Genomic DNA, 13,015 nt, shown 5'->3' with positions numbered 1-13,015 from the left:
GCACCCCCCGCGGGAAAAGTCCGGGCCCGACGGCGACTGCCGGCTCTGCCCGGCACGCGTACCTCCCGCGATGCCGTGGAACCCTCCCGCCATGCCGCGGAACACAGGCCAGTGGGTAAAGTAGCCTCAGGGCAGGTTCCCGGTAGTGACGTCGGGGCGGGGTGCGTAGCGAGACCGGCCGGAAGGCACGTCCCGCCGTTGCCCTGTCGGTGTGAGCGATAGACTCCGAGACCCTGCACGAAATGGCCGTGGCGCGGTTCACGACCATCCGACGAGCGAAAGACTTCTAGCGGTGACAGACAGTCAGCAATCCGACGACACGACCATCGGCCAGGACTCGCAGCGGGACGCTGCGGCAGGCGACGGTACCGATGCAGCACCCGTAGCGGCAGGACCCGGAGCAGGAGCAGAGGAATCCCCACGGGCAGACCAGGCGTCGGCAGACCACGCAGCGGCGCCGGTCGACCCGACGCCGGCCGACGAGGCCCCAGCCGAACTGGCAGCCGCTCCCGCCCATGAGGCCCCGGCGGAACACGCAGCCCCCGCGGACGCGCCGGTCGACACCCTGCCGGTCGCCGTCGACGAGGCTTCGGCAGAGCAGGCAGCCGACGAGGCACCGGCAGAGCAGGCAGCCGACGAGGCACCGGCAGACCAGGCCGCCCACGCGGATGCTCCGGAGGATGAGGCTCCGGCCCCGGCCCACGCTGCCGTGGAGACTCCGCCGGTCGCCGCCGAGGCAGCGCCGGTCAGCACGCCCACTCCCCCGCTGTCCGCTCCCCGCCCGCCGCTTCCGACGACGATGGCCCCGCGCCCGCTGAAGAAGGCCGCGACGCCGGTGGCGGCCCCCGTCGCCCACAGCACCCCCCTCGCCGAGGCCGGCAGGTTCGCGCGCGTCGAGGAGGACGGCCACGTCTTCCTGCTCGTCGAGGGCGAGGAGCATCCGGTCGGCCAGTACCCGGACGCGACGCGCGAGGAGGCCCTCGCGTACTTCGTGCGCAAGTACGACGACGTCGTCAGCCAGGTGGCACTCCTCGAGCAGCGGGTGCAGGCCAAGGCACCGGCGTCGGACATGGCGAAGACGGCCAAGCACCTGCGCGCGCAGATCGGTGAACGCAAGGTGGTCGGCGACGTTCTCGCTCTCGAGGCGCGCATCGACGCGCTGCTGGAGGCCATCGCCGGCCTGGAGAAGGCCGAGCGGGCCGTCCACGACGCACTGAAGGCCAAGGAACTCGCGGCCCGCGAGGCCATCGTGGCGGAAGCGGAAGAGCTCGCCGGCCGCGACCCGTCCACCGTGCAGTGGAAGGCCAGCAGCACCCGGATGAACGAGCTGTTCGAGCTCTGGAAGGCTGCCCAGAAGAACGGACCGAGGCTGGGCCGAGGGACGGAGGACGCGCTCTGGAAGCGCTTCCGCTCTGCCCGTACCATCTTCGACCGCCACCGCCGTGCCTACTTCTCGCAGCTGGACAGTGACAACGCCGAGGCCAAGCAGGCCAAGGAAGCCCTGATCAAGCGTGCAGAGCAGCTGTCCGGGTCGACGGACTGGGGCCACACCGCGGCCGAGTACCGGCACCTGATGGACGAATGGAAGGCCTCCAAGCGCGCCAGCCGCAAGGACGACGACGCGCTGTGGGCCCGCTTCCGCGCCGCCCAGGACCGTTTCTTCGAGGCCCGCAAGGCCGCGAACGAAGCCGTCGACGAGGAGTACGCAGGCAATCTCGTGGCCAAGGAAGCACTGCTGAAGGAAGCCCAGCAGATCCTGCCGATCAGGGACCTCGCCTCCGCGAAGAAGGCGCTGCAGTCCGTCCGCGACCGCTGGGACGAGGCGGGCAAGGTGCCGCGCGCCGACATGGGGCGTATCGACGCCGGTCTCCGCAAGGTGGAGGACGCCGTCAGGGCCGCCGACGACGAGCACTGGACCAAGACGAACCCGGAGACCAAGGCGCGTACGAACAGCGCCCTGAGCCAGCTCGAAGCGACGATCGCCCAGCTCAAGGACGACCTCGCCGCCGCCGAACGCGCCGGTGATGCGAAGAAGATCGCCACGGCCCGGGAAGCACTGGCAGCCCGGGAACAGTGGCTCGACATGCTGCAGAAGTCGGCCCAGGACTTCTCCTAGCGCAGCGTCCGCACGCGGCGGAAGCCCTCCGGCACCCTTGTCCACATCGGCGCCGGAGGGCTTTTCCGTGGGCGGGGCAGTCCCCATGCTGAGGTGATGGCCCCCCTGCACAGCACCTCCGTCGCAGCTCCTCCCGAGCGGTACCCGGGAGCGCTGCACCCTCCGGTCACCTCGACCGGCGGCGCGCTCTTCCACGCGGGGGACATCTTCACGTCCCCGGAACTGCAGGCCATGCGTCTCGAGGGCCTCGTGCGTCTCGTGATCGGTGGGTCCTACCTCCGGAGCGACTTCCGGGAGAATCCCGCCATCCGCGCGCAGGCCGCGGCCCGGAGCATCCCTTCGTCGGTACGGCCGAGGGTCGCACTGGGCCGGTCCTGCGCGGCCTGGGTCTACGGGTGCGCATCTCCACCGGCCGTGATCAGCCTCGTGACGGACCACCGGCGTCGGACCACGGCACTGCCGCCGTTCACCCCCGCCGTCATGCATCAGGTGGCCCTCGGACCGTTCGACGTCAACAGGGTTGGCGGGGTGCCCGTGACCACGCCGCTCCGCACGGCCCTGGACATCGCGGTGCATGGCGAGGACCGCGACGCGGTGGGCATCCTGCGGGCGATTGGCGGGGACCGGAGCCTGGACTGCCCGCTCCGCCTCGTGGAGGCCGCGCTCGTCAATGCGTCCCGGGTGCCCGGGAAGACCCGTGCCCTGTCGAGGGTGCGGGCCGCCCGGCGCCCGGCGGACCACGGAGGACGGGACCCCACACGGTGAGGCGCCCACGGGACGCCGGAGGGACAGGCCCCGGAGCCGCGGTCGCCCGGTTCCGCCGTCAGGGTCGGCGCTGCGAGCCGGTGGTCCGGTAGACGTCGAACACGCCGTCGATGCGCCGGACGGCACTGAGGACGTGGCTGAGGTATTTGGGGTCGCCCATCTCGAACGCGAAGCGGGACATCGCCACCCGGTCCGAGGACGTGTTCACGTTGGCGGCGAGGATGTTCACGTGGTTCTCGGCGAGCACGCTCGTGACGTCGGAGAGGAGGCTCTTGCGGTCGAGGGCCTCGACCTGGATCTCGACGAGGAACACGCTCGACTGCGTCGGAGCCCAGTCCACCGGAACGATGCGGTCCGGCTGGTCGCGCAGCTCCTGCACATTCCGGCAGTCGTTCCGGTGCACGGAGACACCCGAGCCGCGCGTAACGAACCCGATGATGGGATCGGGCGGGACGGGGGTGCAGCAGCGGGCCAGCTTCACCCAGACGTCGCCGACACCGCGGACGGTCACGCCGGAGTCGGAGAACTTGGGCCGCCGGGGCTGGGTGGCCACGACGGTCTCCGCGATGCTCTCCTCGGCACCCTCGTGCCCGCCCATCAGGGCGACGAGGTGCTCGATCACGTTCTGGGCGGAGGTGTGCCCGTCACCGACGGCGGCGTACAGGGCCGAGATGTCCTGGTGGTGGAGTTCCTCCGCCACGGTCATCAGGGCGGTGTGCGTCATCATGCGCTGCAGGGGCAGGTTCTGCTTGCGCATGGCGCGCGTCAGCAGGTCCTTGCCCTTGTCCACGGCTTCCTCGCGCCGCTCCTTCGTGAACCACTGCCGGATCTTGTTCCGGGCGCGCGGGCTCTTGACGAAGCCCTGCCAATCCTGGCTCGGACCCGCCCCCTCGGCCTTCGAGGTGAAGATCTCCACCGAGTCCCCGTGATTGAGGGCGCTGTTGAGGGGGACGAGTTTCCCGTTGACCCTCGCCCCGATGGTCCGGTGACCCACCTCGGTGTGCACCGCGTAGGCGAAGTCCACCGGCGTCGACCCGGCCGGCAACGCCATCACCTCGCCCTTGGGGGTGAAGACGAAGACCTCCGCGGCATTGATCTCGAACCGCAGGGAGTCGAGGAATTCGTTCGGGTCCGAGGTCTCCTGCTGCCAGTCCACGAGGCTGCGCAGCCACCCCATGTCCCCACCGTCCTGCGCCTCGAGCTGCCGGCCACCGCTCTTGTACTTCCAGTGGGCGGCGACGCCGTACTCGGCGCGGCGATGCATGTCGTGGGTCCTGATCTGGATCTCGACGGGCTTGCCTCCCGGACCGATCACGGTGGTGTGCAGCGACTGGTACATGTTGAACTTCGGCATCGCGATGTAGTCCTTGAACCGCCCGGGCAGGGGGTTCCAGCGCGAGTGCAGGGAGCCGAGGGTCGCATAGCAGTCCCGGACACTGTCCACCAGGACGCGCACGCCCATCAGGTCGTGGATGTCGTCGAAGTCCTTACCGCGGACGATCATCTTCTGGTAGATGGAGTAGTAGTGCTTGGGCCGCCCCGTGATCGTCGCCTTGATCTTGACGGTACGGAGATCCTCGTCGATCTGGTTCCGGACGAGGCTGAGATGCTTCTCGCGCTCGGGGGTCCTGTCCCCCACCATGCGGACGATCTCCTCGTACACCTTGGGGTGCAGGGCCGCGAAGGACAGGTCCTCGAGCTCCCACTTGATGGTGTTCATGCCCAGCCGGTGGGCGAGCGGGGCGAAGATCTCGAGGGTCTCGCGTGCCTTCTTCGCGGAGGAGGCGGGCGAGACGAAGCGCCAGGTGCGGGCGTTGTGCAGCCGGTCGGCGAGTTTGATGACGAGGACCCGGATGTCCTTCGCCATCGCGACGACCATCTTCCGGACCGTCTCGGCCTGCGCCGCGTCACCGAAGGAGACCTTGTCGAGCTTGGTCACGCCGTCGACGAGCATGGCCACCTCGGGCCCGAAATCGCGCTTGAGCTCCTCGAGCGTATACGAGGTGTCCTCGACGGTGTCGTGAAGCAGGGCCGCCGCGAGCGTGGTACCGGTCATGCCCAGTTCGGCGAGGATGGTCGCGACGGCGACGGGATGGGTGATGTACGGGTCGCCGCTCTTGCGCGTCTGCCCCTCGTGGCTGCGCTCGGCGACGAGGTAGGCCCGCTGGATGAGGTCGAGGTCCTCCTTCGGGTTGTTGGCCCGGACCGTCCGCAGGAGCGGCTCGAGGACGGGCGAGTAGCCGGAGGACCCACGACCGGTGAGCCGGGCGATGCGCGCGCGGGTCCGCCCGCGCCTGCCGGGTGCCACCTGGTCGGCGCTCGTCGCGGACGGCGCGGAGGTCGGAGATTCGGGCTGCACGAGTCCGCGGGACGCTGCGGGTCGCACGGCGTCCGTGGCGATCGGACCCTGCCCGCCCGCCCCGGGCGCGCCCGGGCCGCCGTCCGGCCCTGCCGTGGGCTTCACCGCTTCAGCCATGTGCCATCCCTCAATCTCGATCCCGGGCCCGTCGAGGACCCGCGATGCCACCGGTCATGCGACGGTCCAATTCTAGCCGTGCGGAGAACGGCATCGGCCCCAGGGGACCCGGACGGGCCGCCTGCGGCCGATGCCGGTGCCGGGGCGGTGGTCCGCTCAGGCGGGAACTGCCTGGGCGCGCCGCGCGTGCACCCGCTCCTCCTGCTGCTTCAGTTCGGGTTCGTTGAGCCGGAGCGCGGCGTAGAGCGGCGCGGCGATGAAGATGGTGCCCAGGGTGCCGAGGATGATGCCGATGAACAGGGCGAGGGAGAGGTCCTGGAGGGTACCGGCGCCGAGCAGGAAGGCCCCGATGAACAGGATCGAGGCGACCGGGAGGATCGCGACGACGGAGGTGTTGATGGACCGGACGAGCGTCTGGTTCACCGCGAGGTTGACCTGTTCGGCGAAGGTCCGCTCCGTGGAGGTCTTGATGTCCGCGGTGTTCTCGCGGATCTTGTCGAACACCACCACGGTGTCGTAGAGCGCGTAGCTCAGGATCGTCAGGAAGCCGATGATGGCCGACGGCGTGACCTCGAAGTCGCTCAGCGAGTAGAGCCCGGCGGTGACGACCATGACCACCACCAGGGCGGCCATCGCGGCGAGTGCCATTTTCCAGGTGCGGAAGTAGAGCGCCATGAGGATCGCGGCCAGGAGGACGAAGACCCCGAATCCGATGAGGGCCTGCCGGCTGACGTCCTCACCCCATGTGGGGCCCACGTAGCTCGAGGTGACCTCGTCCTGACCGACCCCGTACCCGCTTGCCAGGTTGTCCCGCACGCTCAGCGTCTGGTCGTCCGAGAGGCGCTCCGTCTGGACGCGCATGGTGTCGCCCGCGATGTTGGTGACGCGCGGGACGGCTTCGGGGACGACGTCGGTCACGGCCCGTTCGCCGATCGCGGGATCCGTGTCCTGCGTGGAGGAGACGGTGAACTCCGAGCCGCCCCGGAAGTCGATGCCGAGGTTGAAGCCGCCCTTGACCACGGGGATGATGATCGAGATCAGGAGGGCGATACCGGCGATGAGGAACCAGAGGTTCCGCTTGCCGACGAAGGGGTAGGAGCGTTTCCCCGAGTACAGCTCGTTGCCGAAGGTGGCGAAGTTCGTGCGGCTCATTCGTTGGTCTCTTTCTGGGTGGAACCGGTGCGGCCCGCGAGGGCCTTCTGCTGTTCCGCACGGCGACGCTCGGCGATGGTCAGGCGGCGCTCGGCCTCGGCCGAGGCACCCTTGTTCTTGGTCCGCGCGACGGCGACCGGCTTGACCGTGCCCTCGCCCGGCTGGCGGAGGCGCCCGGCGCCCCGGTACAGCGGGATGCCGCCGAGCCGGCTCGGATCGAGGCCGGACCAGGGGTGGCCCTCACCGAAGAACTTCGTCCTCGCGAGGAGGCGGAGGACCGGGTGGGTGAAGAGGAAGACGACGATGAGGTCGGCGATCGCGGTGAGACCGAGCGTGAACGCGAACCCGCGGACGTTGCCGACGGCGACGAAGTAGAGCACGAGCGCGGCCAGCAGGTTCACGGCCTTCGAGGCGAGCACGGTGCGCTTGGCCCGCCGCCAGCCGTTCTCGACGGCGGAGACGAGACCGCGCCCCTCGCGGAGCTCGTCGCGGATGCGTTCGAAGTAGACGATGAACGAGTCGGCGGTCTGGCCGATGGCGACGATGAGGCCGGCGACGCCGGCGAGCGAGAGACGGTAGTTCTCCGTCCAGCCGAGGATGCAGATGGCCAGATAGGTCAGGACGCCGGCGACGACGAGCGAGGCGATGGTGACCAGGCCGAGGAGCCGGTACTGGAACATCGAGTAGGCGGCGACGAGGAGGAGGCCGATGAGCCCCGCGATGAGCCCGAGGCGCAGCTGATCGGCGCCCAGCGTGGCGGAGATCTGCTGTTCGCTCTGGATCTCGAAGCTGATCGGCAGCGCGCCGTACTTCAGCTGCTCCGCGAGGGCCGCCGCGGACTCCTCCGTGAAGTTTCCGCTGATCTGGGGGTTGCCGTCGGGGATGACGGCGTTGGTCGTCGGCGCGGACACGATCCGGCCGTCGAGGACGATCGCGAACTGGTTGCGCGGGTCGCCCTCACCGAGTGCGTAGAGGCGCTCGGTGACCTCGCGGAAGGTCTCGGTGCCCTCGTCGTTGAAGTCGATGTTCACGGCCCAGCTGTTGAGCGCCTGGCCGCCCTGGCTGCGTTGCAGCCCGTAGCTCGCCGTGGTGATGTCGGTGCCCGGCACCTCCACGGGGCCGAGGATGTACTTGCCCTGGGTGTCCGGTTCGCACGCGACCATCGGCTCGTCGGCCGGCGCGGGCTCCTCAGCCGGCTCCAGCGCTGCCGGGTCGAGGCAGTTGAGGGCCTCGAACTCCTGGTACAGCTCGGGGGTGATCCAGTTCGGATCGCTCGCGTTCTGCGGCTCGGCGGCCGGCGTCGGCAGCTGGTCCTCGGGCGTCGGGGTCTCGGCGGCCGGGGCCTGGCCGGGCCCGCCGGCGAGGACGGGGCGGAACTCCATCTGGGCCGACGCCTGGATGAGGTCGCGTGTCTGTGCGTCGGGGGTACCGGGCAGCGAGACGATCACGTTCTGGCCGGACTGCGTGCTGATCTCGGCTTCCGCGACACCGGATCCGTCGACGCGCTGGCGGATGATCTCCACTGCCTGGTCGAGCTGTTCGGGGGTGATCTCGCTGCCGTCCTGGACCCGGGGGGCCAGGATCATCTGGGTGCCGCCCTCGAGGTCGAGGGCCAGGCGCGGGCTCCAGCTCGCGGTGCTCCAGTGGGCGCCCGCTCCCAGCAGGGTGGCGAGGAGTGCTGTCAGTACGCCCAGCCAGACGAGTGTCCGCTTGGCTGCCGTCCCGGGACCGGTACGAGGCATGGTGAGAAGTCCTTATGCAGTGGCGCGACGGGTGCGCCGGTGGATCGTGGGGGCGCCGGTCCGCGGACCGGCGCCCTACGGAATGCTAGTTGTCCGGGTTCGCTTTGGGGTCGCGGGCGTTGCGCGCGTCGCGGTTTTCCCGCTGCGCCTCCCGGTCCAGGCGCGCCAGCGTCTCGTCGGGCGTCTCGACGCCGGAGGTGGATCCCGGAGCGCCGGCGGCGGTGGACCCACCGGCGGGGCGGCGGTCGACGCCGTCGATCGAGGACACGTCGTCGGGCGCCACGACGCCGTCCAGGTCGTCGCGATCGGCCCGGTCCGCCCGGTCGGCGACGGCGGGGTCCGCGTCCTCGGCGGCGACGGCGGGTTCCTGCTGGACCACCTTGGCGAGCGCCTGCGTGTGGACCGTGGCGAAGGTGCCCGGCGACAGTTCGAGGACGGCCTTGTTGTTGTCCTGGTCGATCGAGACGATGGTGCCGTAGAGACCGAACTGGGTCATGACCTCGGTACCGGGTTCCATCTGCGTCCGGATGTCCCTGACCTGCTGCTGCGCCTTCCGCTGCCTGCGGAACATGGTGAAGATGAGGAAGGCCAGAGCCAGCGGGAGCAGCAGGCTGAAGATGTCGAAGCCGCCGGACTGACCGGTGGTGGGTTGGGCGACTACATGTGCAAGCACTGGAGATCCGTTCCTGGGGATGGGGTGTGGTGGCAGGACTGTGCCGCGGCACACATCGTGAGACACCAGTGTAGAGCCGTTTCCTGAGCGTCCAGCGTCAGGACTCCGGCTGGGACCAGCTGTCGGTGGCCGTGTCCGTGGCCAGCAGGTCCTCGGGGGTCACGGAGAACAGGTCCTCGGGCATCGCGGCAGCCACGGTGGCGGGCATCTCGATCCCCAGGTGCCGCCACGCGGCCGCGGTCGCGATGCGTCCTCGCGGCGTGCGCCCGAGCATGCCCTCGCGGACCAGGTAGGGTTCGGCGACGGTCTCGACCGTCTCCGGTTCCTCACCCACGGCGATCGCGAGGGTCGACAGCCCCACGGGTCCGCCGTTGAACTTGGTGATGAGCGCGGTGAGCACCAAGCGGTCCAACCGGTCGAGGCCCCGTGCGTCCACCTCGTACATGTCCAGCGCGGCACTCGCGGACCGGGCGTCGATGAGGTCCACGCCGTGTACCAGGGCCCAGTCGCGGACGCGCCGGAGCAGCCGGTTGGAGATGCGCGGTGTGCCCCGGGACCGGCCGGCGATCTCCGCGAACGCGGCGGAGTTGACCTTCATGTCCATGAGCATGGCCGAGCGCCGGAGCACGAGCTCGAGCTCCTCGGTGGAGTAGAACTCGAGGTGTCCGGTGAAGCCGAAGCGGTCACGGAGCGGGCCGGGCAGGAGCCCCGCGCGGGTCGTGGCGCCGACGAGTGTGAAGGGCGGCAGCTCCAGTGGGATCGCCGTGGCCCCGGGCCCCTTGCCGACGATGATGTCGACGCGGAAGTCCTCCATGGCCATGTAGAGCATCTCCTCGGCGGGCCGGGACATGCGGTGGATCTCGTCGAGGAAGAGCACCTCGCCCTCGGTGAGGGAGGAGAGGATCGCCGCGAGGTCGCCGGCGTGCTGGATGGCGGGCCCGGACGTGATGCGCAGCGGCGCGTTCATCTCGGCCGCGATGATCATGGCGAGGGTCGTCTTGCCGAGGCCGGGAGGACCGGACAGGAGCACGTGGTCCGCGCTGCGCCCGCGCAGGCGGGATGCCTCCAGGACGAGTGAGAGCTGCCGGCGCACGCGCTTCTGACCCACGAAGTCGTCGAGGTTCTTCGGCCGGAGCGCCGCCTCGACGGCGCGGTCCTCGGGATCGGCGGCCGGCGCGACGAGCGGCGCCTCCTGCGGCCCGTCGCTCATGTGCCCACCGTCGTCCGGGCCGAGCTGCGGGCGCCGTCCTGGCCGAGCCGACGCAGCGTGAGTTTCAGGATCTGGCCCACGTCACCGGTTGCGGCGACCTCGGGCGCCTCGTCGACGGCGGCGTCGATCGCCGCGCCGGCGTCCTTCTCGGACCAGCCGAGGCCCATCATGGCAGTGAGGACCTGGCCCTGCCAGGTCTGCTTGGGCACCCCGGGCTTCGCGTCGAGCGGGACCAGTTTGCCGGCGAGCTCGAGCACGATCCGCCGGGCACCCTTGGGGCCGATCCCCGACACCTTGCTGAACGCCTTGTCGTCACCCGACGACGCGGCGATGCGGATGGCGTCGGGCGTGTGCACGGCGAGGACGGCGAGTGCCAGGCGGGGCCCCACACCGCTGACCGCCAGGAGCGTCTCGAAGACCTCGCGCTGGTCGGCGTCCTCGAAGCCGAAGAGCGTCATCGAGTCCTCACGGACGATCATGGCCGTGGCAAGGCTGGCCTGCTCCCCCATGCGGAGTCCGGCGAGGGTCTGGGGGGTCGCCTGGACCTGCATGCCGAAGCCGTTGACGTCGAGGACGGCGGAGTGCAGGCCCACGTGGGTCACTGTTCCGCGCAGGGAACTGATCATGAAGGGCTCCAAAGGCACTTGCGGGGCGGGACCGCCGGGCGTCCACCCGACGTCGAACATACGTTCTAATGCTCTACGGTACCGGTGTCCCGCGGCGGGCACGAGTCGCCACACCGCCGTCTGTCCGGTCAGCGGCGTCGCGCCCGGGCCTCCGCCTCGGCCCAGAGGCGCTGCGCCGGCGTGGCCAGCCCTGCGGCCGCGGCCGCACCCTGCGTCACCACGCCCCGGCGCCACGCATGCGTGATGGCCAGGGCCAGGGCGTCGGCAGCGTCGGCGGGCCGGGGCGGCGTGTCGAGGCGCAGGATCTTCGTCACCATCTTCGTGACCGCGGTCTTGTCCGCCTGCCCGTTCCCGGTCACGGCCGCCTTCACCTCGGTGGGCGTGTGCAGGGCCACCGGGACGCCCCGGCGGGCGGCGGACACGATGACGACGCCGGAGGCCTGCGCGGTACCCATGACGGTGCTGATGTTGGTCCCGCTGAACACGCGCTCGACGGCGAGGGCGTGCGGCTCGTGCAGGTCCAGCCACGTGTCGACGGCCTCCGCGATGACCAGGAGCCGTTGGTCGAGGCTCTGCCCCGCGTCGGTGCCGACCACCCCGACGGCCACGAGGGTGGAGCGCCGGTTCGGTTCGATGTCGACGACGGCGAGCCCGCAGCGGGTCAGCCCGGGATCGACGCCCATCACGCGGAAGGTCACGGGGCTGTCCGCCGCCCGGGGCCGGGAGGGACGATGTCAGTCGTCGTTCTCGAGCTCGGCCAGGACCTCGTCCGGGAGGTGCGCGTTCGAGTAGACGTTCTGGACGTCGTCGAGCTCCTCCAGCGCGTCCACGAGCTTGAGGAACTTCCGCGCGCCGTCGGCGTCCAGGTCCACCTGCATGGACGGGACGAACTCGACGTCGTCGGTCTCGTACTCGATGCTGCTCTCGTCGAGCGCGGCCACCACGGCCCGGAGGTCCTGCGGCTCGGAGACGATCTCGAACGTCTCGGCCGATTCCTTGACCTCGTCCGCACCGGCGTCGAGGACCGACATCAGCAGCTCGTCCTCGGTGAGGTCCTTCTTCGGCAGTGTCACGACACCCTTGCGCGCGAAAAGGTAGGCGACCGAGCCGGGATCGGCGATGGTGCCGCCGTTGCGGGAGATGCCGAGGCGCACCTCGGAGGCGGCACGGTTCTTGTTGTCCGTGAGGCACTCGATCAGCAGCGCCGAGCCCTGCGGTCCCCGGGCCTCGTACATGATGGTCTGGTAGTCGACGGCCTCGCCGAGCAGGCCCGCCCCGCGCTTGACGGCGCGGTTGATGTTGTCGATGGGGACGGAGGTCTTCTTGGCCTTCGAGACAGCCAGTTCGAGACCGGGGTTACCGGCGACGTCAGCGCCGCCGGCCCGCGCCGCGACCTCGATGTTCTTGATCAGCTTGGCGAAGGACTTCGCGCGCTTGGCGTCGATCGCAGCCTTCTTGTGCTTCGTTGTTGCCCACTTGGAGTGCCCCGACATGCCTACGCTTCTCCTCTGATCATCCGAATAAACAGTTCGTGGACCCGCCGCTCGCCGGTGACCTCCGGGTGGAAGCTCGTGGCCAGCAGGTTCCCTGAACGCACTGCGACAATCCTAGCGACCGGTTCCAAGTCCGTACCGGCGCCGTCCCCGTCCGGGGTGGGCCCGGGCTGCGGCGTCTCCGACGCCGGCACCTGCGCCAGCACCTCGACGTCCTCGCCCACCTTCTCCACCCAGGGCGCACGGATGAACACCGCCCGCACCGGATCGGTACCCGCCACACCCTGGGTGGCGGCGAGGCCGCTGAAGGCCAGGTCCGTCTCGAAGGACTCCCGTTGCCGCCCGAACGCGTTGCGCCGCACCACCATGTCCAGGCCCCCGAGTGTCTGCTGCGGGTTGCCGAGGCGGTCCGTCGACGGGTCCGCGAGGACGTCGGACAGCAGAATCATCCCGGCGCAGGATCCGTAGACGGGCATCCCGTCGGCGATGCGCTCGCGCAGCGGCTCCGCCAGCTCGAAGGTGCGGGTGAGCTTGTCCATCGTCGTCGACTCCCCGCCGGGGATGATCACGCCGTCCACGCCGGCCAGTTCCGACACCCGCCGCACGGGCACGGCACGCCCGCCCAGGGACTCGATGGTCGCGATGTGCTCGCGGACATCGCCCTGGACGGCGAGGACACCGACGACGACGCCGGACGGGGGCGGAGGAACCGGGGAGGACGGGGAGGTCATCCCCCAATTCTAGGTTCTCCCGCCACCGTTC

At 70.1% G+C, this 13,015-nt stretch carries 11 protein-coding genes; 2 read left to right on the top strand and 9 right to left on the bottom strand.

The features are described 5' to 3' along the window. Window positions 1-292: 292 nt before the first annotated feature. Window positions 293-2,116: a DUF349 domain-containing protein gene (locus ACX80F_RS12790; protein ID WP_459336783.1), complete on the top strand. Its 1,824-nt coding sequence runs from the start codon at window positions 293-295 to the stop codon at window positions 2,114-2,116. A gap of 96 nt (window positions 2,117-2,212) precedes the next feature. Continuing rightward, window positions 2,213-2,881, top strand: coding sequence for a hypothetical protein (locus ACX80F_RS12785; RefSeq protein WP_459336782.1), 669 nt, complete (start codon window positions 2,213-2,215; stop codon window positions 2,879-2,881). 58 nt (window positions 2,882-2,939) lie between these two features. Here the strand turns inward: ACX80F_RS12785 and ACX80F_RS12780 are convergent, their stop codons facing one another. The 9 genes from ACX80F_RS12780 to pdxT form a co-directional block, all read right to left on the bottom strand. Next, window positions 2,940-5,357: a RelA/SpoT family protein gene (locus ACX80F_RS12780; RefSeq protein ID WP_459336781.1), complete on the bottom strand. Its 2,418-nt coding sequence runs from the start codon at window positions 5,355-5,357 to the stop codon at window positions 2,940-2,942. A 156-nt stretch (window positions 5,358-5,513) separates the two neighbouring features. Continuing rightward, window positions 5,514-6,509 (bottom strand): protein translocase subunit SecF, encoded by a 996-nt coding sequence (gene secF / locus ACX80F_RS12775; RefSeq protein WP_459336780.1) that lies wholly within the window; start codon window positions 6,507-6,509, stop codon window positions 5,514-5,516. Further along, window positions 6,506-8,251, bottom strand: coding sequence for a protein translocase subunit SecD (secD, locus tag ACX80F_RS12770; RefSeq protein ID WP_459336779.1), 1,746 nt, complete (start codon window positions 8,249-8,251; stop codon window positions 6,506-6,508). Before secD ends, secF begins: the two co-directional genes overlap by 4 nt. Window positions 8,252-8,336: 85 nt before the next feature. Continuing rightward, window positions 8,337-8,924: a preprotein translocase subunit YajC gene (gene yajC / locus ACX80F_RS12765; RefSeq protein ID WP_459336778.1), complete on the bottom strand. Its 588-nt coding sequence runs from the start codon at window positions 8,922-8,924 to the stop codon at window positions 8,337-8,339. Between the two features lie 97 nt (window positions 8,925-9,021). Next, a complete protein-coding gene (gene ruvB, locus ACX80F_RS12760; RefSeq protein WP_459336777.1) occupies window positions 9,022-10,134 on the bottom strand; it encodes a Holliday junction branch migration DNA helicase RuvB in 1,113 nt (370 codons plus the stop codon). Next, window positions 10,131-10,760, bottom strand: a complete 630-nt coding sequence (gene ruvA / locus ACX80F_RS12755; protein ID WP_459336776.1) for a Holliday junction branch migration protein RuvA — start codon at window positions 10,758-10,760, stop codon at window positions 10,131-10,133. Before ruvA ends, ruvB begins: the two co-directional genes overlap by 4 nt. A 128-nt stretch (window positions 10,761-10,888) precedes the next feature. Next, on the bottom strand, window positions 10,889-11,458 hold the full coding sequence (gene ruvC / locus ACX80F_RS12750) for a crossover junction endodeoxyribonuclease RuvC (protein ID WP_459336775.1): 570 nt from the start codon (window positions 11,456-11,458) through the stop codon (window positions 10,889-10,891). Between the two features lie 36 nt (window positions 11,459-11,494). Next, complete coding sequence (locus ACX80F_RS12745; RefSeq protein WP_459336774.1) at window positions 11,495-12,253, bottom strand: YebC/PmpR family DNA-binding transcriptional regulator; 759 nt, start codon at window positions 12,251-12,253, stop codon at window positions 11,495-11,497. A 2-nt stretch (window positions 12,254-12,255) separates the two neighbouring features. Further along, window positions 12,256-12,984, bottom strand: coding sequence for a pyridoxal 5'-phosphate synthase glutaminase subunit PdxT (pdxT, locus tag ACX80F_RS12740; protein ID WP_459336773.1), 729 nt, complete (start codon window positions 12,982-12,984; stop codon window positions 12,256-12,258). Between the last annotated feature and the right edge of the window lie 31 nt (window positions 12,985-13,015).

Source organism: Arthrobacter sp. TMS2-4 (genome assembly GCF_054511075.1).
The sequence above is the reverse complement of the archived record's forward strand: the minus strand, read 5'-3'. Positions and strand labels throughout refer to the sequence as shown.

What these genes read in the sequence shown, in the direction of transcription:
- ACX80F_RS12780 (WP_459336781.1), bottom strand. Translation starts at nt 5,357, where the DNA reads ATGGCTGAAGCGGTGAAGCCCACGGCAGGGCCGGACGGCGGCCCGGGC.
- ruvA (WP_459336776.1), bottom strand. Translation starts at nt 10,760, where the DNA reads ATGATCAGTTCCCTGCGCGGAACAGTGACCCACGTGGGCCTGCACTCC.
- ruvB (WP_459336777.1), bottom strand. Translation starts at nt 10,134, where the DNA reads ATGAGCGACGGGCCGCAGGAGGCGCCGCTCGTCGCGCCGGCCGCCGAT.
- pdxT (WP_459336773.1), bottom strand. Translation starts at nt 12,984, where the DNA reads ATGACCTCCCCGTCCTCCCCGGTTCCTCCGCCCCCGTCCGGCGTCGTC.
- ACX80F_RS12745 (WP_459336774.1), bottom strand. Translation starts at nt 12,253, where the DNA reads ATGTCGGGGCACTCCAAGTGGGCAACAACGAAGCACAAGAAGGCTGCG.
- secD (WP_459336779.1), bottom strand. Translation starts at nt 8,251, where the DNA reads ATGCCTCGTACCGGTCCCGGGACGGCAGCCAAGCGGACACTCGTCTGG.
- ACX80F_RS12785 (WP_459336782.1), top strand. Translation starts at nt 2,213, where the DNA reads ATGGCCCCCCTGCACAGCACCTCCGTCGCAGCTCCTCCCGAGCGGTAC.
- secF (WP_459336780.1), bottom strand. Translation starts at nt 6,509, where the DNA reads ATGAGCCGCACGAACTTCGCCACCTTCGGCAACGAGCTGTACTCGGGG.